This window comes from Herbaspirillum frisingense GSF30 (genome assembly GCF_000300975.2).
Taxonomy (GTDB): domain Bacteria; phylum Pseudomonadota; class Gammaproteobacteria; order Burkholderiales; family Burkholderiaceae_D; genus Herbaspirillum; species Herbaspirillum frisingense.
This window is the reverse complement of the sequence record NZ_AEEC02000043.1, coordinates 15538-37642: the sequence shown is the minus strand read 5'-3', so window position 1 is coordinate 37642 and position 22105 is coordinate 15538. Positions and strand designations below refer to the sequence as shown.

Sequence of the window (22105 nt, the reverse complement as noted above, 5' to 3'; positions counted from 1 at the left end):
GTCTACAGCGGAAGAAAGCGGATTACTTGGCTTCTTCGGCGCCGCCAGCAGCAGCTTCACCTTCAGCGGCAACTTGACCGGCCGGCACGGTGGCGGTGGCGATGGTCAGGTTTTCCTGGGTGACGGCGGTCACGCCGTTGGGCAGCTTCAGGTCAGCCAGGTGGATCGATTGGCCGACGTCCAGCTTGGACAGGTCGACTTCGATGAACTCAGGCAGGTTCTTCGGCAGGCAGGTCACGTCCAGTTCAGCAGCCACGTGGCTGATGATGCCGGCGTGCAGCTTGACGGCCGGCGACACTTCAGCGTTCACGAAGTGCAGGGGCACCTTGGTGTGCAGCTTCTGGGAAGCGTCCACGCGTTGGAAGTCAACGTGCAGGACCAGTTGCTTGAAAGCGTGGACTTGGAAGTCACGCAGCAGCACTTGTTCGACCTTGCCGTCGATTTCCAGGTCCAGGATGGACGAGTGGAAGGTTTCCTTCTTCAGGGCGTGGTACAGGGCGTTGTGGTCAACGGCGATGTTCAGCGGGGCAGCGGTGCCACCGTAGACGATACCCGGGGTTTGACCCGCGCGACGCAGGCGGCGGCTCGCTCCGGTGCCCTGTTCATTACGCGGAAAGGCGATCACTTTCATGTTGAAGCTCCAATGTTGGCAGGGCTCGTCGTTGAATCATTCAATCGACGGTTGCCCCGCAAGTTAAATATTCCCCGCGACCAGGGAATATGAAAAAACCTCGCCACGGAAAACCGCAGCGAGGCGAATGCAAAATCTTATTCAGCGAACAGCGACATCACCGAGTCACCCTTGGTGATGCGCTTGAAGGTCTCGGCCAGCAGGTCCGCGCAGGTCAGTTGACGCACCTTGGCGCAGCCACGTGCAGCCGGCGACAGCGGGATGGTATCGGTCACCACCAGTTCGTCCAGGGGCGAATTGGCGATGCGGTCGATGGCCGGACCCGACAGCACCGGGTGGGTACAGTAGGCCACGACCTTCTTGGCGCCACGTTCCTTCAACACTTCGGCAGCCTTGGTCAGGGTGCCGGCGGTGTCGACCATGTCATCCATGATGACGCAGTTGCGGCCTTCGACTTCACCGATGATGTTCATCACTTCGGAGACGTTGGCCTTGGGACGACGCTTGTCGATGATGGCCAGATCGCAGTTCAGGCGCTTGGCCAGCGCGCGGGCGCGCACCACGCCGCCGACGTCGGGCGAGACCACCAGCAGGTCGTCGTAGTTCTTGTTGACCAGGTCACCCAGCAGGATGGGCGAGGCGTAGATGTTGTCCACCGGGATGTCGAAGAAGCCCTGGATCTGGTCTGCGTGCAGATCCATGATCAGGACGCGTTCGACGCCGGCTTCCTGCAGCATGTTGGCCACGACCTTGGCCGAGATGGCCACCCGTGCCGAACGCGGGCGGCGATCCTGGCGGGCATAACCGAAGTAGGGGATGGCGGCAGTGATGCGACCGGCCGAAGCGCGCTTCAGAGCGTCGACCATGATCATGATTTCCATCAGGTTGTCATTGGTCGGTGCGCAGGTGGACTGCAGCACGAAGACGTCCTTGCCGCGAACGTTTTCATTGATCTCGACCATGACTTCGCCGTCGGAGAACTTGGAAACATTGGCCTTGCCCAGCGGGATACCGAGTTTCTCAGCGACGCCGCGCGCCAGTTCGGGGTTGGCGTTGCCCGTAAAAACCATCAGGTTCTCAAGTGCCATGTGGGTATCCCTGAATGCAATCGTTAAAAAGTCGAAAAGCCGACAATGCTTGACTTGATCGGTCTCACATTGACGGCTTATTTTTCTGACTGGACCCGGGCCTGTACTGCGGCCTGTCCGAATTAAATGGCAGGGGAACAAGGATTCGAACCTTGGAATGCCGGAATCAAAATCCGGTGCCTTAACCAGCTTGGCGATTCCCCTACGCAACTTGCTGCTCGCCGTGTCGCGCGCTCTATGCCAGGCGCTGCGCTCACGTCAAACCAATTCTTCTTTACGACTGCACTAAATGGGCGAGAGGATGTTCCTGCATCGCTTTGGCTTTCCAGCCGATCCAGCGCGAAGGCAATTGCTTGAGCACTTCGTCTGCCTGATGTTCGTGTTCGAATGCACAAAACACACAGGCGCCAGATCCGGTCATTCTTGCGCTTCCGAACCTGCTCAGCCATTCGACTGCCGCTGCAACTTCGGGGAAATGCGCAGTTGCCACCATTTCCAGATCGTTCTTCCCGAAGCTGGAAGCGATTTGTTTCGTCGCATCAGGAAAGTCCGTTATTCTGACGGGTTCAGTATCCCTTGTCAACAACTTTGAAGAAAATATTAAAGAAGTTGGAACAGATACGCCTGGTTCGATGACCACGAACCAGCAATCCGCGGTTCGCAGTGCCGCCAGCTCTTCACCCACGCCTTCTGCGAATGCATTGCGGCCAAACAGGAAGAAGGGAACGTCGGCGCCCAGTTTCAGGCCCATCTCCATCAGAGAGGCGCGATTGTATCCGCAATTCCACAGATGATTCAAGACCATCAGCGTGGTCGCCGCGTCCGATGAGCCACCGCCCACGCCACCGCCCATGGGCAGGATCTTGTGCACGGTGATGTCGGCGCCCAGGTGGGGCTTGCCGCTGGTCTCGCGCAGCAGGTGCGCCGCGCGGATCACCAGATCGGACTCGGCCGGCACGCCCGGCACCTCATTGGTCCTGACGATGCGGCCGTCGTCGCGCAGGGCGAAGTCCAGCGTGTCGCTCCGGTCGATCAACTGGAAGGCCGATTGCAGCAGGTGATAGCCATCCGGACGGCGGCCGGTCACGTGCAGGAACAGATTGAGCTTGGCCGGTGCCGGGCAGGCGGTGAGCGTGGTGGTCATGCGTGTTGCGTGGTCGGGTGGGGGCAAGTGAAGACGGGTGGTCTCAGGGCAGCGCGTTCAGGGTTTTTTCCAGCCATCGATGGCGATGCGGATGGCGACCTTGCCGGCCTGGGCGGTGCTGCGGGTCATGTCGATGCGCTTGGGGCGGGCCTGGCCGCTGGCGGCATCGGTCTCCCAGTTGGCGTAGGTGATGCGCCAGCCATCGCGCGTGTCGAAGCTGGCTGCTTCCGTGCCGGCGCGGGCGGTGAAGGGCTTGCCGCTGGCGTCGGTGCCACTGCCCTGCAGCCACTGGCGCATGCCCGACACCGGCAGCGGCCACCCCAGCGATTGCGCGGCCAGTTCATCCACATCGGGCGCCACCTGCGGTGCGAGCCCGGATTGCACCAGGGTGGCGATGCCGGGCTTGACGTTGATGGTGGCGACCGTCTGGCCCAGGGGCGAGAACATGTCCAGGTTCAGTTCCTGCGGGGTCTGCTTCCAGAAGAAGCTGCCGTGCAGAGACTGCGGGCGCTGGTCCTGCTCGTACTGGACCGAGATGCGGCCATCGATCTCGATGCTGGACTGGTAGACCGGCGCGCTGGCGTTGGGCGCCACGCTGTCCTGCGATACCGTGGCGCAGCCGGCCAGCAGGACGGCCAGACAGAAAGGCGCCGCCTTCAGGAAGCCATGATAGGAACGCAAGCGACTCATAACTTCACATTGAGCCGCGCCAGCGTGCTTTTCAGGACTTCATTGTTGGGTTCCTTCAGCGCAGCCTCACGCCATACCTTGCGCGCCTCATCCTGCTTGCCGTTGGTCCAGAGCACTTCGCCCAAGTGGACGCCGATCTCGACATCCGGACGCAGTCCATAGGCGCGGCGCATCTGGGTCTCGGCCTGTTCGGCGCGACCCATGCGGAACAGCACCCAGCCCAGGCTGTCGGCGATGAAGGCATCTTCCGGGGCCAGGTCGGCCGCCTTCTGGATCAGCTCCAGCGCTTCCGGCAGGCGCACATTGCGATCGGCCAGCGAATAGCCCAGGGCGTTGTAGGCGTGCTGGTTGCCGGGGGCCAGTTGCATCACGCGACGCAGGGACTTTTCCATCTCGTCGTACTTGCCCAGCTTTTCCAGGACCATGGAATAGTCGTAGAGCAGGTCGGTATTGTTGGGGAAGCGTTCCAGGCCGCCCTTGAGCACGTCGGCGGCTTCCTGGTTGCGGTTGGCGTCGCGCAGCAGGCTCGATTCGGCCAGCAGCAGTTGCAGTTGCTCACCATCATTGGCCGATTCGGACTGGGCCTGTTCCAGGGCCTTGCGGGCACCTTCGATGTCGGCCTTGCGTGCCAGCAGCTGGGCACGGCGCACCTGGATGTTGACGTAGCCTTCGCTGCCCGGTTCAGCCTGGTCCAGGTAGCGCAGCGCCGAATCCAGATCGCGCCGTTCCTCGGCGATGCGCGAGAGCAGCAGGAGCGCCTGGCTGGGGTCGCGATCATCTTCAGGCTGGGCCGAGAGCACCTGCAGGTAGCGCTGCAGATAGTATTCGGCGTCCTTCAACTGGTCGGTCTGGGCCGACAGCACGCCCAGCGCGAAGAGGGTGGTGGCGTCTTCGCCGTCTTCCTTCAACAGCGTCTCGAACTGGCTGCGGGCCTGCTTGTAATCCTTCTGTTCCACCAGGCTGCGGGCGTAGGCCACGCGCACTTCGCGCGCATCGGGATACTTGCGCAGGAAGTCGGTCACCAGCTTGGTGGCGTCCTTGTTGTCGGAGGCCACCTGGGCGGCGGTCAGCACGGCCAGTTCGGAGTCCGGCTTGATCTTCAGGGCCGCGCGCGCCTCGCGCTGGGCCTGGGCGCCGTCGCCGATGCTGAAGGCGCCCTGGGCCAGGGCCAGGTGGGTTTCCATCAGGTCGCCATAGGGCTTGGTGATGTTCTGCAGGATGGTGAAGCTGGCCTGCTTGTCCTTGGCCCGCGAGAGCAGGCGCTGGATCTGCAGGATCATCGGGCCACGCGCCTGGGGCGCGGCATCGGCCAGGCGCTGGGTCAGCAGCGGTTCGATTTCATCGACGCTGTCCGAGAGCATGATCAGGCCCAGGTAGTTCTGCAGGGCTTCATCGGAGTGCGGTGCCAGTTCGGTCCACAGGCGCACCGCCACCAGTGCTTCGCCCGCCTGGCGCGCCGCTACCGCCATCTCGGCAGCACGCTTGGCCAGGCGCGGGTCGCGTGTCTGCTGCGCGGCCGCCAGCATGGTCACGTAGGCCGACTGCCATTGACCACGCTGGAAGGCGATCTCGGCTGTCAGCACTTTGTAAAGGATGTCCTCGCTCAGCTCCAGCGCAGGCAGGGTGTCTTCCTGCGGCTGGACCTTGGCCTTGGGGGCTTTCTTGCGATTGGCGGCCGACTTGGCCGACGCGCTCTTCTGGTCCTGGGCCGCCTGGGCATCCGCCTTGTCGCCGGGCTGTTGCAGGCTTGCGCAGGCAGTCAGCAGCAGGGAACTGGTGAGGAGAGCGATGGTTTTTTTCAAGATTTCATCCTGACGATTCGGAGAGTTTCGATTTTACGCGCAACAAACGTGGCTTTGCTGACAGCGCAGTGTAATCCATCTTTGACAAGCTTCCCTGCGCAGGTTGCACCTGCGGCTTCAGGTCTTGTTTTCGGCATCTGCATTATCATATGCAGCTTCACGCCCGTCCTCCCTTATCCGCCAGCCGATGCCAGAATTACCAGAAGTCGAAGTCACCCGTCGCGGGGTCGCGCCCTATCTCGAAGGCCAGACCGTCAGCGGCGTCGTCCTGCGTCACACCGGCCTGCGCTGGCCGTTCCCGACGGGCTTGCAGGGCCTGCTGGCGGGGCGGGTGATCCGGCGTACCGGACGTCGCGGCAAATACCTGCTGATCCATTTCGACCATGGCACCCTGATCGTGCACCTGGGCATGTCCGGTCACCTGCGCATCCTGCCGCCGGGCATCGCGCCGCAAAAGCATGATCATTTCGATCTGGAAGTGGGCGGCCAGGTCATGCGCATGACCGATCCGCGTCGCTTCGGCGCGATCCTCTGGCATGACATCGCCGATGGCGCCGTCGAGGAACACCTGCTGCTGCGCAGCCTGGGGCTGGAGCCGCTGGAAGACAAGTTCAGCGCCCGCGAGCTGTTCAAGCAGACCCGTGGCCGCAGCGCGCCGATCAAGCAGGTATTGCTGGCCGGCGACATCGTGGTGGGGGTGGGCAATATCTACGCGTCCGAGAGCCTGTTCAAGGCGCGCATCAATCCCAGGACGCCGGCCTACAAGATCAGCCTGGCGCGCTACGAACGCCTGGCCGAGGCCATTCGTGAAACGCTGGCCGCGGCCATCGAGCAGGGCGGCAGCACGCTGCGTGACTTCATTGCCGTCAATGGCCAGTCGGGCTATTTCCAGCAGAGTTACTTCGTCTATAACCGCACCGGCGAAGCCTGCCGCATCTGCGCCACGCCGATCCGCCAGATCAAGCAGGGGCAGCGTTCCACTTTTTATTGCGTGAGTTGCCAGAAATGAAGGGTATTGTCGAATCACGGGGCAAGGCTGCTGCCGGTGATGTGTCGGAATATGAAGATTCCTCCTTCTCGGCTCAGGTGATCGCGTGGCAGAAACAGCACGGTCGCCACAAGCTGCCCTGGCAGAATACCCGCGACGCCTATCGCGTCTGGCTCTCGGAAATCATGCTGCAGCAGACCCAGGTGGCGGCCGTGATCCCGTATTACCAGCGCTTCCTGGAGCGCTGCCCGGATGTCTTCTCGCTGGCGGCAGCTCCCTCCGAGGATGTGATGGCGCTCTGGAGCGGGCTGGGCTACTACACCCGTGCGCGCAACCTGCACAAGTGCGCGCAGCGCGTGGTGGCCGAATACGGTGGACGCTTTCCGGAGGATCCCGAACTGCTGGCCGACCTGCCCGGCATCGGCCGTTCCACGGCGGCGGCGATTGCGGCCTTTTCCTATGGCCGCCGCGCCGCCATCCTGGATGGCAACGTCAAGCGCGTCTTTGCGCGGGTGTTTGGGGTCGATGGCTATCCGGGCGCCAAGCCGGTCGAAGACAAGCTCTGGTTGCGTGCCGTGGCGCTCCTGCCGCAACAGGATATCGAATCCTATACCCAGGGCCTGATGGACCTCGGCGCCACCCTGTGCGTGCGCGGCAAGCCCGCCTGCGAGCGCTGCCCGCTGGCCGGGCGCTGCGTGGCCCTGGCCCAGGACCGGGTGGCGGAACTGCCGGTGAGCAAGCCCAGGAAGGCGGTTCCTGAAAAGGAAACCGTGATGCTGGTCATCACCCACGGTGAGGATGTCCTGCTGGAACAGCGGCCCGACAGTGGCATCTGGGGCGGCCTGCTGTCGCTGCCGGAGATCGGCGTGGCCGATGCGGCGCGCTTCGATACCGCCGTGCGCACCCTGGTGGCGCCCTACGGCGAGCTGGAAGGCTGCCGCAAGCTGCAGCCGTTCTCGCATGTCTTTACCCACTTCAAGCTGCACGTGGCGCCCTTCCAGGTGGCGCTGAGCAGTCGCAGCCAGGCCATCGCCGAGCGCGGCCTGCTCTGGTATCCGGCCCACAGGCTGGCCGATGCGCCGTTGCCGGCGCCGGTCAAGAAGCTGTTGCTGGGCGTGCTGGGGACGCGGGACCTGCTCTCGGTGGTGTAGCCGGCGGCACCGGCTCGGGCGATCAGTTCAACTGGCGGTGCCGGCTCACCACCTGCTCGGTGGCGCGGAAGTGGCTGGCCAGCAATTCGACCAGATAGACCGAGCGGTGCTGACCGCCGGTGCAGCCGATGGCCACGGTGAGGTAGCTGCGGTTGTCATCCTTGAAGGCCGGCAGCCATTTTTCCACGAAGCCACGGATGTCGTTGAACATGTCGGCCACCTCGGGATAGGCCGCCAGGAATTCGATGACCGGTGCATCGCGTCCGGTCAGTGGACGCAATTCGGCGTCGTAGTGGGGATTGGGCAGCATGCGCACGTCGAACACCAGATCGGCGTCCAGCGGCAGGCCGTGCTTGAAACCGAAGGACTCGATCTGCAGCGTCAGCGGCGAGCGTTCCAGGTCCACCAGTTCCTTGATCCAGCGACGCAGCTTGTTGGAGCTCAGCTGCGAGGTATCCATGACCAAGCCGATGTCCTGCATGTCGCCCAGCATTTCCTTTTCCAGCGCAATGCATTCGGTGAGCGTGAGGCGGTCGGCCGGATTGCGGCCGGGCAGCAGCCGGTGCGACAGCGGATGGCTGCGGCGGGTTTCGGAGAAGCGGGTGATGAGCGTATCGTCAGAGGCGGTCAGGAAGAAGACCTTGACGTCATGTCCCTCGGCGCGCAGGGTCTCGATGTCGGTGCGCAGGGTGGCCAGGGAATCGGCGCTGCGCGCATCGGTGGCCACGGCCAGCATGCTGGCGCCTTCCTTGATGCGGGTTTGCACCAGGTCGCACAGCAACGAGGGTGGAAGATTGTCGACGCAGAAATAGCCGGCGTCTTCCAGCACATGGAGTGCCACCGATTTGCCGGAGCCGGAGATGCCGGTGATCAGAACGATTCTCATGGCGGCAATCATAACGCATGGGGCGTCGATTCGTGGGAGGGGATGGCCTTTCCCGAGCGGCGGGAAAGGCTTGCTGGCGGGCTGGTGCGTCGTCGTCGCGCTGCCTATTCGCCGTTCATTGCCCGTCGCTGGCGTTCGATGAATTCCTTGAGGGTATCGATGCCGCGCAACTGCAGGATGGTATTGCGCACGGCGGCTTCCAGCAGCACCGCGATGTTGCGGCCGGCCGCCACGGGAATGACCACCTTGCGGATCGGCAGGCCCAGCACTTCTTCATACTGCGCATCCAGCGGCAGGCGTTCGTAGTTTTCTTCCAGGGTGCTGCGGCGGACCAGGTGCACGATGAGCTTCAGGCGCATCTTGCGACGCACGGCGGTCTCACCGAAGATCGCCTTGATGTCCAGCAGCCCCAGTCCGCGCACTTCGAGCAGGTTCTGCAGCAGCGGCGGGCAGCGCCCTTCGATCATGTTGGGGGCGATGCGGGCGAACTCCACGGCATCGTCAGCCACCAGGCCGTGGCTGCGCGAAATCAGTTCCAGCCCCAGCTCGCTCTTGCCCAGGCCGGATTCGCCGGTGATCAGCACACCCACGCCCAGCACGTCCATGAACACGCCGTGCATGGTGATCTGCTGCGCCAGTTTCTTGGACAGGTACACCCGCAGGTAGTCGATCACCTGCGCCGCCGGCAGCGGGGTGGAGAACAGCGGGATATTCTTTTCGTCGCATACCGCCAGCAGATCGGGCGGGGTCGAGAGACCCTGCGCGATGATGAAAGCCGGCGGTTCGCCGGCCACCAGCTCGGCGGTCTGGTAGGCGCGCGAGGTGTTGGAGAGGCGATTGTAGTATTCGATTTCCTGGTGGCCGAAGACCTGCAGGCGGCCCGGGTGGATCAGGTTCAGGTGGCCCACCTGGTCGGAGGCCGAAACGGCGTCGCCGGAAATGAGGCGTTCGCCGCCGGGGAAGCCGGCAAACCAGCCCAATTGCAGGGATTCACGGTTTTCTTCGTAAAGCTGCTGTATCGACAACGCGGAATAAGTGGGCATGTAGATCCGGTCTGGTCTGCTGGCGGGTGGGCGGCGAGCGGGAGCGGCCGGGCTGATCAGCCGGCCTTCTCCATCGAGGTCTGCCAGGTCACGATGCGTGCATGCACCACGGCAGGGTCGGCTTCGACGGCGAGCTCGTTGCGGAACGCGTCGTCGGAAAACATCTCGGCGATTTCCGAGAGGATTTCCAGGTGCTGTTGCGTCACGTTGTCAGGAATGAGCAGGAAGATCAGCAGCTTGACCGGCTGGCCGTCGGGCGATTCGAAGGGGATCGGTGCAGCCAGCCGCATGAACAGCGCCAGCGGCGCCTTCAGGCCCTTGATACGCCCGTGCGGCACGGCCACGCCGTGACCCAGTCCGGTGGAACCGAGACGCTCACGGGCAAACAGGTTTTCGGAAACGGTGGAGCGGGCGATGCCGCTGTTGTTTTCGAAAGTCAGGCCGGCTTGTTCGAAGGCTCTTTTTTTGCTGGAGACTTCCAGATCCAGAACCACATTTTCTGGAGACAGGATTTTTGCGAGATTAGTCATGACGCTCAAGGAATTGCCACGGGCTGAAGCTTTGAGCAGGATTATAGGCCTCTTTGGACCCGGAGGAACGCTTTGAAAGCGCCGAACAGCAGGTGATTTCGGGCGGATAGAGCGGATTTGCCCCAAGGTACGACTTTTGTAGAGATAGGTGGAAATATTTTTGCCGACTCCAGCGCCGATGAGGGTTGGTGATTTATCCATCACGGCCCCGCTCATCGGTCATCGCATCACCGGCAATGACATCTCGAATTACATCTCGAATTACATCTCGAATTACATCTCGATACGGCCGAAGATCAGCAGCACGTCGCCGTTGTTCTTGTTGGAGGACAGGCGCGGCACGTAGGCAAACATGATCTTGCCCTTCTGGGTGCCGATGGAGGCCAGCGGCAACGGTACCGGGAAGGGAACGCTGTGGAAGTAATCCTGCCGGCTCATGAGCATGGCAGTGCCGCCCAGGCCCACTTCCAGGCCGGTCTTGGCAATCGGAAACACCCATTCATAGGCATAACCGGCCATGTATTGCGGATGGCGGTGCGAGTCCTTGATCACGAATCCATACAGGGACTCGTCATTGCCACTGTCGTTACGCAGGGTCTTGCCGTAGCCCAGGCCCCAGGCGTGTTCATTGAGCTCATCCAGCTTCTGCGGGGTATAGGTGCTGCGGCCGTGGTGGGCCACGCCGGACAGGTAGATGGCGCTGTCGCCCTGGTCCCAGATGTGGGCGGCGTGGTCCTTGGTCTGTTGCCACAGGCTGTACTGGTTGTCTTCGGCGTGGGCCGCCGACACCAGCGCTAGGGTGGCAGCCGCGACAAACGCGGCGCGACACAGCGTGCGGCGGGCAGAGGCAGTGCGAAGTTCAGAAGCGGTCGCAGGCCGCAGTGGGGTGGTGGTTGTCATCGTTATTGTGGACGTAAAGCAGAAGTCCCATGACTCCGGGGCGCGGAGCTGGAACGTGGTAGCACGGGGTTGAAGAAGGATCGGGTGTGCGAAGGCGCTGCCTGATTGGCAAGCTCATGCACATAAGAGTGGACAGACATGAAGGAAAAAATATCCCTTCATCTGCATTGTTGTAAAACGGAAAATGTTACCAAATCTTGGTCATGCCGCCTGTCCCTTAAAGGAGGCAAGTGCCTGGGTGGCAAGATCCGGTAACAATTTGCTGACGTTGTTTTTACAACTGGCACCCGACGGGCGGGATCAGTGGCGCCGCCTTATTGACGAGCGTTACGCAATTGCGAGGGCGGTTTGGCGCTGGAGAAGTTGCTGCGCCAGGGATTGATGTCCAGGCCGCCGCGTCGCGTGTAGCGTGCATAGACGGCCAGCTTCTGCGGTTTGCAGTAGCGCAGGATGTCGCTGAAGATGCGTTCCACGCATTGCTCGTGGAATTCGTTGTGCTCGCGGAATCCGATGATGTATTTCAGCAGCCGTTCCTGGTCGATCGGCGCGCCCACATAGTGGATCTGTACGCTGCCCCAGTCCGGCTGGCTGGTCACCGGGCAATTGGACTTGAGCAGGTGCGAGACCAGGGTTTCCTCGACCAGGGCTTCCTCGTGGTTGGCGCGCAATTGGCTGCCGTCGGGGTGGGCGCCGCCGCTGGCGGGTTCGATTTCCACATCCAGGCGATCCAGCGACAGGCCGGCCAGTTCGCCGAACTGCAACTGGCCGAACTGCGACGATTCGGTCAGCATCACCTGCACCCCGGCACCTGCAGCGGCCGACAGGTCGGTGCGCAGCTTTTCCACCAGTTGGTCGGCATTTTCCAGGCGCTCCTGGTTGAACGAATTCAGGTACAGCTTGAAGGACTTCGATTCGATGATGTTGGGCGAATCGGCCGGCACCATGAAGGTGGCGATGGCGATCTGCGGCTTGCCGCGCAGGTTCAGCCAGGAGATTTCATAGGCGGTCCAGATATCGACGCCGAAGAAGGGCAGGGTGCCGCTGATCTGCAATTCGGCGCGCTTGGGCGCGCGCGGGATGGGGAACAGCAGGGTTGGATCGTAATGGGTGGGGTATTCCGAGCTCTTGCCCAGGGGCGAGCTTTCCGGCGAATGGCCGGTGGTGGCGACGGTCGAGGCGGGCGGGGTGGTGTGGTTCATGGTGAGGCTCCTGCGATGCCAGCCTGGGCTGGCGATGACGTTCGGTATTGCCGTGGCCGCGCCCGGTTGGGGCGCGGCCAGCGGTGCTAGCCGAGGAACAGCTTGTACAGCGGGTTCCTGGTTTCGTCCCAGTGACGATAGCCCAGTTGCGCCAGGAAGGCGCGGAACTCCTTCATCTCCTTCTTGGGTACCTGCAAGCCGATCAGGATGCGGCCGACATCGCCACCCTGGTTGCGGTAGTGGAACAGGCTGATGTTCCAGCCCGGGTTCATGCTGGAGAGGAATTTCATCAGCGCGCCCGGGCGCTCCGGGAATTCGAAGCGATACAGCAGTTCGTCACCGGCAAGTTCACTTTTGCCGCCCACCAGGTGACGAATGTGGACCTTGGCCAGTTCATCGTGGGTCAGGTCCAGCACGCCGAAGCCGGCCTTCTCGAAGTTGCGGGCGATCTTGCCGGCCTCGTCGGCGGCCGAGACCTGGATGCCGACGAAGACGTGCGCCGCCTTGTCATCGCTGATGCGGTAGTTGAACTCGGTCACGTTGCGCGGGCCGACAGTCTCGCAGAAGCGGCGGAAGCTGCCGCGCTCTTCCGGGATGGTGACGGCAAAGACGGCTTCGCGGGCCTCGCCGGCATCGGCCATCTCGGCTACGAAGCGCAGGCGGTCGAAGTTCATGTTGGCGCCGCAGGCGATGGTGATGAGCGACTCGCCCTTGATCGGCTTCTTGCTGGCACGCGCGCGCTCTACGTAGGCCTTGGCGCCGGCCACGGCCAGTGCACCGGCCGGCTCCACGATGCTGCGGGTGTCCTGGAAGATGTCCTTGATGGCGGTACAGACAGCATCGGTATCGACGATGATGATCTCGTCCACCAGTTCCTTGGCGATGCGGAAGGTTTCTTCACCGACCAGCTTGACGGCCGTACCGTCCGAGAACAGGCCCACGTCCGGCAGGGCCACGCGGCGACCGGCCTTGAGGCTGCGGGCCATGGCGTCGGAGTCGGTGGTCTGCACGCCGATGATCTTGATGTCCGGGCGCACTGCCTTGACGTAGGAGGCCACACCGGCGATCAGGCCGCCACCGCCGATGGCCACGAAGATGGCGTGGATCGGGTCCGGGTGCTGGCGCAGGATTTCCATACCCACCGTCCCCTGCCCGGCGATCACATACGGATCGTCGAAGGGATGCACGAAGGTCAGTTTCTGCTTCTTTTCCAGCGTCAGCGCGTGTTCATAGGCGTCCGTGAAGGAGTCGCCGAAGAGCACCACTTCGCCGCCGCGCGCCTTGACGGCGTCGATCTTGACCTGCGGGGTGGTGGTGGGCATCACGATCACGGCGCGGCAGCCCAGGCGGGCGGCCGACAGCGCCACGCCCTGGGCGTGGTTGCCGGCGGAGGCGCAGATGACGCCGCGCTTGAGTTGCGCCGGCGTCAGGTGGGCCATCTTGTTGTAGGCGCCGCGCAGCTTGAAGCTGAACACGCTCTGCATGTCTTCGCGCTTGAAGTAAATTCGATTATCAATCCTTTGCGACAGCGTGTTCGCCAGTTCCAGCGGGGTTTCTTGGGCGACGTCATAGACGCGGGCAGTCAGGATTTTTTTCAGATAATCGTTACTCATGTCGGTCTTCAGTGAAGTGAGGTCAGGCGAGCAGCAGCGGGTTCAGGCGCGGTCATATCGCAATCAGGCAAAGGGAAAAAGCGGCTCGGTAAGCCGGTCGGGATTCCTCCTGGGCGCGGAGAGCGGTAGCCGCTCCGGTCCAGGGGAACTGGACATTATAAAGGAGCCCACCGGCGCAGGGCAGGGCACCGGCAAGCCGGGGGAGAAGTTCCGGGTGGGGGTGAATCTTTCTTCAGTTCTTGAATTCAGCCCCGATGGCACCAGCTAGAATGCACGCTGCGCCATTCGACCAGGCTTGATGGATGGCAAGTTTCGCAACATATTCCCCCCTGGCCGCGGCCAGCCTTCAATCTACCCTCCGCCTGCATGATCGAATCCGCCGTCCTCTGGCTGCTCAATATCCTCGCTATCCCCACGGTCGGCCTGACGTCGGTCTTCCTGATCAGCTTCATCTCCGCCACACTGCTGCCGCTGGGCTCGGAACCGGCGGTGTTCGCCGTCATCAAGGCCAGTCCGGAGATGTTCTGGCCGGTGATCCTGGTGGCCACGCTGGGCAATACCCTGGGCGGTATCGTCGACTACTGGATGGGCTATGGCGCCAAGCAGGCCTTCGCCAAGGAGCGTTCCTCGCGCTGGTTCCACTGGCTGGAGAGGTTTGGCGCCAAGACCATGCTGCTGGCCTGGCTGCCCGGCATCGGCGACCCCATCTGTACCCTGGCCGGCTGGCTGCGCCTGCCGTTCTGGCCCTCGGTGGTGTACATGGCCATCGGCAAGTTCATCCGCTATGTACTGATGACCTGGCTGCTGTTGAATGTGCCGGACGGCTTCTGGCACAAGCTGGGGAGCTGGCTGGCGTGATCCGGGCCCTGGATCGATAGGCCAGCGCTCACGCAAATGAAAACGGCACCCGAAGGTGCCGTCTGGCTGGCCGGAGCAAGCGCTCACGCGGTCAACTCAGGCGCTCAAGGCAGGCAGCAGGCCTTCCACCACGCGGATGGCCAGGAAGGTGGCTGTCACGCCCAGTACCGCCAGGTGGCGTGTCTTGAGCTTCAGGTAAAGGCCGGTGTCACTGAAGGTTGTCGCGGTGTTCATTGTGTTCATGATCTCTTCCTCACGCCTTGCATTGGGCATAGTCGGCCAGGGTAATGGCCAGGTTTTCCAGGAATTCCGTCATCAGTGCTTGCAACATGGGAGCCTCCTCGCTGGTATTGGTTCAGGAATGTTCACCTGAGGTCTGAACGAAGTATAGATTTATTCAATTGATTTACTGAAATTGATTGTATTTATAAATTCAATTGAGCCTGGCTATTGCTTTTCCACCGCCAGGCCGCCCCTGCAAACGTCGTCCGGTCGCTCCCCAAAACCGGCCCATCCCGTCGCGAGTTTTGCCAATAGGCTAAAATGCTCCTCCGGCAGCAGATTGACCTCATACATAGATGAACGCCCCCGCACAGATCCAGGCCTTGCTTACAGACGCGCCGCACGGCGCCACGCCTCCGCGCTTGCGCGAAATCCCCTACAACTACACCTCCTTCTCAGATCGCGAGATCGTGATCCGGTTGTTGGGCGAAGCGTCCTGGTCCCTGCTGGACGAGCTGCGCGGCAAGCGCCAGACCGGTCGCTCGGCGCGCATGCTATATGAAGTCCTGGGCGATATCTGGGTGGTCCGCCGCAATCCCTACCTGCAGGATGACCTGCTGGACAATCCCAAGCGCCGCGCCGCGCTGATCGAGGCGCTCAACCATCGCCTGAACGAAGTGGACAAGCGCCGCCTGGCCACCGATCTGGCCGAAGCCGGCGACGCCGAGGCCCAGCGCCGCAGCGCCAGCGTGGAAGCCTTGCTGAAGGCGGCCAAGAAGGCCATCGCCGACTTCGCCGAGGAATTCCGCCAGACCTATGATTTGCGCAAGCGCGCCAACAAGGTGCTGGGTCGTTATACGGCCAAGGACAACATCAAGTTCGACGGTCTCTCGCGCGTCTCCCACGTCACCGACGCCACCGACTGGCGCGTCGAGTACCCCTTCGTGGTGCTGACCCCGGACACCGAAGACGAGATGGCCGGCCTGGTCAAGGCCTGCATCGAACTGGGCCTGACCATCATCCCGCGTGGCGGCGGCACCGGCTATACCGGCGGCGCCATTCCGCTGACGCCGCTGTCGGCCGTCATCAATACCGAAAAGCTGGAACAGCTGGGCGCGGTCGAGATGGAAATCCTGCCCGGCCTGGACAAGCCCTACGCCACCATCTACTCGGGTGCCGGCGTGGTCACCAAGCGCGTCTCGGATGCGGCTGAGAAGGCCGGTTTCGTCTTCGCGGTGGACCCGACCTCGGCTGAGGCTTCCTGCATCGGCGGCAATGTCGCCATGAATGCCGGCGGCAAGAAGGCCGTGCTGTGGGGCACCGCCCTGGACAACCTGGCCAGCTGGCGCATGGTCGATCCGCAAGGTGACTGGCTGGAAGTGACCCGTCTGGACCACAACCTGGGCAAGATCCACGACGTCGAAGTGGCGCGCTTCAAGCTGGAATGGTCGCACCCCGGCGAAAAGGGCCAGAAGACCGAAGTCTTCAAGACCGAGATCCTGGAAATCTCCGGCAAGAAATTCCGCAAGGAAGGCCTGGGCAAGGACGTCACCGACAAGTTCCTCTCGGGCCTGCCCGGCGTGCAGAAGGAAGGTTGCGACGGCCTGATCACCTCGGCCCGCTGGATCCTGCACAAGATGCCCAAGCAGACCCGCACGGTCTGCCTGGAATTCTTCGGCCAGGCGCGCGATGCGATTCCCTCGATCGTCGAGATCAAGGATTACCTGGATGCCGAGACCAAGCGTGGCGGTGCCATCCTGGCCGGCCTGGAACACCTGGACGAGCGCTACCTGCGCGCGGTCGGCTATGCCACCAAGTCCAAGCGTGGCGTGCTGCCCAAGATGGTGCTGATCGGCGACATCGTCGGTGACGACGAGAACGCCGTGGCCGCAGCGGCGTCGGAAGTGATCCGCATGGCCAACAACCGCGTGGGTGAGGGCTTTGTCGCCGTCAGCCCGGAAGCGCGCAAGAAATTCTGGCTGGACCGTTCGCGCACCGCCGCCATCGCCAAGCACACCAACGCCTTCAAGATCAACGAAGACGTGGTGATCCCGCTGAACCGCATGGGCGAATACACCGACGGCATCGAGCGCATCAACATCGAACTGTCGATCAAGAACAAGCTGCAACTGCTGGCCGAACTGGACAGCTTCTTCGTCAAGGGCAACCTGCCGCTGGGCAAGAGCGACGACGCCGAGGGTGACGACATCCCCGCCGCCGAAATGCTGGAAGACCGCGTCCACCAGGCTGAAACCCTGCTGGAGCAGACCCACGCACGCTGGTCCTATCTGTTGGCCAACCTGGACAAGCCGCTGACCGAGGCCAAGGCCGAACTGGCCGCACTGGGCCTGGAGAAGATGCTGCCGGTCTTCGAGCAACGCCTGCTCGACCAGCCCGGCGCCGCCGTCTTCCACGTGGTGCAGGACCGCACCGTGCGCATCTCCTGGAAGCAGGAAGTGCGCGCGCAACTGCGCCAGATCTTCTCGGGTGCGGCCTTCAAGCTGATCCTGGAAGAATGCCAGGCCATCCACAAGCGCGTGCTGCGTGGCCGGGTCTTCGTGGCGCTGCACATGCACGCGGGTGATGGCAACGTGCACACCAACATCCCGGTCAATTCCGACCACTACGAAATGCTGCAGGATGCCCACGTCGCCGTGGCCCGCATCATGAAGCTGGCGCGTTCGCTGGATGGCGTCATCTCGGGTGAGCACGGCATCGGCATCACCAAGCTGGAATTCCTGACCGAGGACGAGATCGGCGAGTTCCGTGACTACAAGAAGCGCGTGGATCCGGAAGGTCGCTTCAACAAGGGCAAGCTGCTGGACCTGCCCGGCATGGAAGCCGACCTGCGCAATGCCTATACGCCGTCCTTCGGCCTGATGGGGCATGAATCGCTGATCATGCAGCAGAGCGATATCGGCGCCATTGCCAGCAGCGTCAAGGACTGCCTGCGCTGCGGCAAGTGCAAGCCGGTCTGCTCGACCCACGTACCGCGCGCCAATCTGCTGTACTCGCCGCGCAACAAGATCCTGGCGACCTCGCTGCTGGTGGAAGCCTTCCTCTATGAAGAGCAGACCCGTCGCGGCGTCTCCATCAAGCATTGGGAAGAGTTCGAGGACGTGGCCGACCACTGCACGGTCTGCCACAAGTGCGTCACGCCTTGCCCGGTCGATATCGACTTCGGCGACGTTTCGATGAACATGCGCAACCTGCTGCGCAAGATGGGCAAGAAGTCCTTCAACGCCGGCACCAATGCGGCCATGTTCTTCCTGAACGCCACCGACCCGGCCACCATCAACGCCACCCGCAAGGTGATGACGCAGTGGGGCTTCAAGGCGCAGCGCCTGGGCAATGACCTGTTGAAGAAGCTGGCCAAGAAGCAGACCCAGAAACCTGCGGCCACGGTCGGCAAGGCGCCGATCAAGGAACAGGTGATCCACTTCATCAACAAGAAGATGCCGGGCAACCTGCCCAAGAAGACCGCGCGTGCCTTGCTGGATATCGAGGACGACAAGATCGTCCCCATCATCCGCAATCCCAAGACCACCACGGCCGATACCGAGGCGGTGTTCTACTTCCCCGGCTGCGGCTCGGAGCGCCTGTTCTCGCAGGTCGGCCTGGCCACCCAGGCGATGCTGTGGAACGTGGGCGTGCAGACGGTGCTGCCGCCGGGTTACCTGTGCTGCGGTTACCCGCAACGCGGTACCGGCGACTTCGCCAAGGGCGAGAAGATCATCACCGACAACCGCGTGCTGTTCCATCGCATGGCCAACACGCTGAACTACCTCGACATCAAGACCGTCGTGGTCTCTTGCGGTACCTGCTACGACCAGCTGCAGGGCTATGAATTCGAGAAGATCTTCCCCGGCTGCCGCATCATCGACATCCACGAATACCTGCTGGAAAAGGGCGTCAAGCTGGAAGGCGTGACCGGTACCCGCTACATGTACCACGATCCCTGCCACACCCCGATGAAGCTGCAGGATCCGCTGAAGACGGTCAACTCGCTCATCACCACGGTGGATGCGCAGAAGATCGAGAAGAACGACCGCTGCTGCGGCGAGTCGGGTACCTTCGGCGTGTCGCGTCCGGATGTCTCGACCCAGGTCCGCTTCCGCAAGGAAGAGGAAATGAAGAAGGGCAGCGACAAGGTGCGCGCCGATGGTTTCACCGGCGACGTCAAGATCCTGACCTCCTGCCCGTCCTGCTTCCAGGGCCTGTCGCGCTACAACGAGGATGCCGGCACCACTGCCGACTACATCGTGGTCGAGATGGCGCGTCACCTGCTGGGCGAGAACTGGATGCCGGAATACGTCGAGCGCGCCAACAATGGCGGCATCGAACGCATCCTGGTGTAAGCACGGGAGCCCATGATGAGCCAGACCCCTGCATGCGAACTGTGCGCCGGTGACGGCGGCGAAGTGCTGTGGCGCCATCCGGAGTTCCGGGTGGTGCTGGTCGATGAGCCGGATTACCCCGGCTTTTGCCGCGTGATCTGCAACACCCACGTCAAGGAAATGACCGACCTGGCACCAGCCCAGCGCACGCGCATGGCCAACGCCGTCTGGGCGGTGGAAGCGGCGCAGCGCGAAGTCATGCAACCCGAGAAGGTCAACCTGGCCACGCTGGGCAACATGACCCCGCACGTGCACTGGCATGTGATCCCGCGCTTCCTCGACGATCGTCATTTCCCCAGTCCGGTATGGGCCGAGCCGCGCCGGCCGGCCGATGCCGCCAGCCTCGCCGCGCGTCGCGCCTTGCTGCCGCAACTGCGTGAAGCCGTGCGCCGGCAGCTGGATGCGGCGGGTTTGACGGCCTGATTGCGCTGGCTTTGTCGCACCGGGCGTGATCAATCGCGTCCGGGTGCGGCTGATGTCACCGATGTCGCGGATGGGTGATGCTGCAAGCTTGCCAGCGTCATTTCTCCTCTCACCGATTTCACACATTTCACAAGGGATAGCCTATGAGCGCCCAGACTTCTCCGGTTCCGGTGTCCTTCAAGGTACGCAAGCTCTCGCGCGTGGTGGAGGTCGAGTTCGATGATGGCGTGATGTTTTCGCTGCCCTTCGAGCTCATGCGCGTGTATTCCCCCTCGGCCGAAGTACGCGGCCATGGTCCCGGCCAGGAAGTGCTGCAGACCGGCAAGCGCGAGGTCGAGATCAACGGCATCGAACCGGTCGGCAACTACGGCGTCAAACCGCTGTTCTCGGACGGCCATGCCAGCGGTATCTTCACCTGGGACTATCTCTACCAGCTCGGCCGTGACCAGTCCGCGATGTGGGAAACCTATCTGCAGAAACTGGAAGCGGCGGGCTTCACCCGCGAGAGCGGGCGCGACCATCAGGCCGAGGCTGCAGGTGGTCACGGCTGCGGCCACTCGCACTGAACACTGCAAGGCCATGCTGATCCAGGGCAAACCGCAGCATGGCCGGTCTCTTATAATGTCGTCTTCAACGTTACAGGCCTAGCCATGACCAACACCACCCATTTCGGTTACGAAACCGTCAAAGAAGAAGAGAAGGTCCGCAAGGTCGCGGAAGTGTTCCACTCCGTCGCCGCCAAGTACGACGTGATGAACGACTTCATGTCGGCTGGCCTGCATCGCATCTGGAAGGCTTTCACCATCGCCCAGGCCGGTATCCGGCCCGGCTTCAAGGTACTTGATATTGCCGGTGGCACCGGTGACCTGTCCAAGGTCTTCGCCAAGCAGGCCGGTCCCAGCGGCGAAGTCTGGCTGACCGACATCAACGAATCCATGCTGCGCGTGGGCCGCGACCGCCTGCTCGACAAGGGCATCGTCACCCCCACCATGCTGTGCGATGCCGAGAAGCTACCCTTCCCGGACAACTATTTCGACCGCGTTTCGGTGGCCTTCGGCCTGCGCAACATGACCCACAAGGATGCCGCCCTGGCCGAGATGCGCCGTGTGCTGAAACCCGGTGGCAAGCTGCTGGTGCTGGAATTCTCCAAGGTCTGGGAGCCGCTGAAGAAGCCCTACGACGTCTACTCCTTCTCGGTCCTGCCGTGGCTGGGCAAGAAGGTCGCCAACGACGCCGACAGCTATCGCTACCTGGCCGAATCGATCCGCATGCATCCCGACCAGGAAACCCTGAAGCAGATGATGGAACAGGTCGGTCTGGAGCGCGTGCAGTATTTCAACCTGACCGCCGGCGTGGCCGCGCTGCATACCGGCATCAAGATGTAAGCCAGGCGGGCAGCGGCTGACCTGGCGTGGCCCGGCATTAAGGCTGGCTTAATTTTGCCGGGTGACAATGGCCCTGTCGGATCGCCAATCTGCTTTGCGCTCCGGCATCCCGCACTGACGGCAACATCCACAAGAGGTAAGCCATGAAAAAATTCCTGCTCGCACTGCTGCTGGCGATGACTTCGCTAGCCCTGCTCACGTCACCGGCCGAGGCCAAGCGCCTGGGCGGCGGTGGTTCCTTCGGCAAGCAATCGTCCAATTATTCGCGCCAGGCGGCACCGTCTTCGCCGTCCTACAGTCAGCCTGCCGCCACCCCTTATCGGCCCGCGACGCCAGCTGCCACGCCGCAAAGCGCTCCCCTGCCCAAGCCTGTCAGCCCCTGGCGCAACGTGCTGGGCGGCGCCTTGCTGGGCTTCGGCCTGGGTGCGCTGATGTCGCACTTCGGCATCGGCGGTGCGCTGGGTGGCATGCTGGGTTCTCTGTTGACCATCGCCTTGCTGTGCGCGGCAGTGATCTTCCTGATCCGCATGTTTGCCCGTGGGCGCGAGGCGCAGAACAGCAATCCGGCCTATGCCACGCCGATGCCGGGCGTGAGCCCCATCGGCAGCGCCGCCGGTGCGACACCAGAAATCGGCTCCGGCCTGCGTGATATCAACCCGCCGCCAGCCTTCCCAGGCAGTTCCCCGGCTGCGCTGCAAGGCAGCGGCCATGGTGGCTACGGTGGCACTGGTCAACCCGCGCAGATCCAGCACTGGGGCATCCCTGCGGGCTTCGACACTGCCGGTTTCGTACGCAATGCCAAGACCTACTTCATCCGTTTGCAGGCCGCCTGGGATCGCGCCGATGCCAATGACATCCGTGAATTCACCACGCCCGAAATGTTCGCCGAACTGCGCATGCAGCTCACCGAACGCGGTGCCGCGCCCAATGCCACCGATGTCGTGCAGCTGGATGCAGAACTGCTGGGCATCGAGACCATGGCCTTCGATTACCTCGCCACCGTGCGCTTCCAGGGGCTGATCAAGGAAGCTCCGGACGCCTCGGCCGAGCCCTTCGCCGAAATCTGGAACCTGTCCAAGCCGCTCAACGGCAGCGGCGGCTGGGTGCTGGCCGGTATCCAGCAGGTGTAGCCGAGCCGGGCGGCGCTGGATCAAG

At 62.7% G+C, this 22105-nt stretch carries 20 protein-coding genes and 1 tRNA gene; 8 read left to right on the top strand and 13 right to left on the bottom strand.

Annotated features, from left to right (window positions below):
• Positions 1-22: 22 nt before the first annotated feature.
• The 6 genes from HFRIS_RS21560 to HFRIS_RS21535 form a co-directional block, all read right to left on the bottom strand.
• Positions 23-631: a 50S ribosomal protein L25/general stress protein Ctc gene (locus tag HFRIS_RS21560; RefSeq protein ID WP_006465128.1), complete on the bottom strand. Its 609-nt coding sequence runs from the start codon at positions 629-631 to the stop codon at positions 23-25.
• Positions 632-768: 137 nt separating this feature from the next.
• Complete coding sequence (locus tag HFRIS_RS21555) at positions 769-1719, bottom strand: ribose-phosphate pyrophosphokinase (RefSeq protein ID WP_006465127.1); 951 nt, start codon at positions 1717-1719, stop codon at positions 769-771.
• 127 nt (positions 1720-1846) lie between these two features.
• Positions 1847-1923: transfer RNA gene (locus tag HFRIS_RS21550), tRNA-Gln, on the bottom strand.
• A gap of 70 nt (positions 1924-1993) precedes the next feature.
• Positions 1994-2863: a 4-(cytidine 5'-diphospho)-2-C-methyl-D-erythritol kinase gene (ispE, locus tag HFRIS_RS21545; protein ID WP_006465126.1), complete on the bottom strand. Its 870-nt coding sequence runs from the start codon at positions 2861-2863 to the stop codon at positions 1994-1996.
• Between the two features lie 57 nt (positions 2864-2920).
• A complete protein-coding gene (gene lolB / locus HFRIS_RS21540; protein ID WP_006465125.1) occupies positions 2921-3553 on the bottom strand; it encodes a lipoprotein insertase outer membrane protein LolB in 633 nt (210 codons plus the stop codon).
• Positions 3550-5355, bottom strand: a complete 1806-nt coding sequence (locus tag HFRIS_RS21535; protein WP_006465124.1) for a tetratricopeptide repeat protein — start codon at positions 5353-5355, stop codon at positions 3550-3552. Before HFRIS_RS21535 ends, lolB begins: the two co-directional genes overlap by 4 nt.
• 187 nt (positions 5356-5542) lie before the next feature.
• Between HFRIS_RS21535 and mutM the strand changes: the two genes are divergently transcribed.
• Entirely contained in the window at positions 5543-6364 is an 822-nt protein-coding gene (gene mutM, locus HFRIS_RS21530; RefSeq protein WP_006465123.1) for a bifunctional DNA-formamidopyrimidine glycosylase/DNA-(apurinic or apyrimidinic site) lyase, read from the top strand.
• Positions 6361-7494, top strand: coding sequence for an A/G-specific adenine glycosylase (gene mutY / locus HFRIS_RS21525; protein ID WP_006465122.1), 1134 nt, complete (start codon positions 6361-6363; stop codon positions 7492-7494). Before mutM ends, mutY begins: the two co-directional genes overlap by 4 nt.
• A gap of 22 nt (positions 7495-7516) precedes the next feature.
• Here mutY and rapZ read toward each other — a convergent pair whose 3' ends face one another.
• From rapZ to ilvA, 6 genes are all read right to left on the bottom strand, one after another.
• Complete coding sequence (gene rapZ, locus HFRIS_RS21520; protein WP_039876860.1) at positions 7517-8380, bottom strand: RNase adapter RapZ; 864 nt, start codon at positions 8378-8380, stop codon at positions 7517-7519.
• A gap of 104 nt (positions 8381-8484) precedes the next feature.
• Positions 8485-9423: an HPr(Ser) kinase/phosphatase gene (hprK, locus tag HFRIS_RS21515; RefSeq protein ID WP_006465120.1), complete on the bottom strand. Its 939-nt coding sequence runs from the start codon at positions 9421-9423 to the stop codon at positions 8485-8487.
• Between the two features lie 56 nt (positions 9424-9479).
• Positions 9480-9953 carry a PTS sugar transporter subunit IIA gene (locus HFRIS_RS21510; RefSeq protein WP_039876855.1) on the bottom strand — a complete coding sequence of 158 codons (474 nt, stop codon included), beginning with the start codon at positions 9951-9953 and terminating at the stop codon, positions 9480-9482.
• A 273-nt stretch (positions 9954-10226) separates the two neighbouring features.
• On the bottom strand, positions 10227-10853 hold the full coding sequence (locus HFRIS_RS21505; RefSeq protein ID WP_039876853.1) for a hypothetical protein: 627 nt from the start codon (positions 10851-10853) through the stop codon (positions 10227-10229).
• A gap of 314 nt (positions 10854-11167) precedes the next feature.
• Entirely contained in the window at positions 11168-12052 is an 885-nt protein-coding gene (gene queF / locus HFRIS_RS21500; RefSeq protein ID WP_006465117.1) for an NADPH-dependent 7-cyano-7-deazaguanine reductase QueF, read from the bottom strand.
• An 86-nt stretch (positions 12053-12138) separates the two neighbouring features.
• The gene (gene ilvA, locus HFRIS_RS21495; RefSeq protein WP_256385239.1) at positions 12139-13677 is read right to left on the bottom strand and encodes a threonine ammonia-lyase, biosynthetic; all 1539 of its coding nucleotides are present in this window, start codon (positions 13675-13677) and stop codon (positions 12139-12141) included.
• A 354-nt stretch (positions 13678-14031) separates the two neighbouring features.
• Between ilvA and HFRIS_RS21485 the strand changes: the two genes are divergently transcribed.
• Positions 14032-14523, top strand: coding sequence for a YqaA family protein (locus tag HFRIS_RS21485; RefSeq protein WP_006465114.1), 492 nt, complete (start codon positions 14032-14034; stop codon positions 14521-14523).
• A gap of 96 nt (positions 14524-14619) precedes the next feature.
• Here HFRIS_RS21485 and HFRIS_RS25625 read toward each other — a convergent pair whose 3' ends face one another.
• Positions 14620-14766: a hypothetical protein gene (locus tag HFRIS_RS25625; RefSeq protein ID WP_166758461.1), complete on the bottom strand. Its 147-nt coding sequence runs from the start codon at positions 14764-14766 to the stop codon at positions 14620-14622.
• Between the two features lie 335 nt (positions 14767-15101).
• Here HFRIS_RS25625 and HFRIS_RS21480 point away from each other — a divergent pair, with 335 nt between their 5' ends.
• The 5 genes from HFRIS_RS21480 to HFRIS_RS21460 all read left to right on the top strand — a co-directional run bounded on the left by HFRIS_RS21480 (position 15102) and on the right by HFRIS_RS21460 (position 22080).
• On the top strand, positions 15102-19103 hold the full coding sequence (locus tag HFRIS_RS21480; protein WP_006465113.1) for a DUF3683 domain-containing protein: 4002 nt from the start codon (positions 15102-15104) through the stop codon (positions 19101-19103).
• A 15-nt stretch (positions 19104-19118) separates the two neighbouring features.
• On the top strand, positions 19119-19565 hold the full coding sequence (locus HFRIS_RS21475; RefSeq protein ID WP_006465112.1) for an HIT family protein: 447 nt from the start codon (positions 19119-19121) through the stop codon (positions 19563-19565).
• Positions 19566-19708: 143 nt separating this feature from the next.
• Entirely contained in the window at positions 19709-20131 is a 423-nt protein-coding gene (locus HFRIS_RS21470) for a gamma-butyrobetaine hydroxylase family protein (RefSeq protein WP_006465111.1), read from the top strand.
• 84 nt (positions 20132-20215) lie between these two features.
• A complete protein-coding gene (gene ubiE / locus HFRIS_RS21465; protein WP_006465110.1) occupies positions 20216-20950 on the top strand; it encodes a bifunctional demethylmenaquinone methyltransferase/2-methoxy-6-polyprenyl-1,4-benzoquinol methylase UbiE in 735 nt (244 codons plus the stop codon).
• Between the two features lie 143 nt (positions 20951-21093).
• A complete protein-coding gene (locus tag HFRIS_RS21460; RefSeq protein ID WP_006465109.1) occupies positions 21094-22080 on the top strand; it encodes a Tim44 domain-containing protein in 987 nt (328 codons plus the stop codon).
• The last annotated feature ends 25 nt before the right edge of the window (positions 22081-22105 follow it).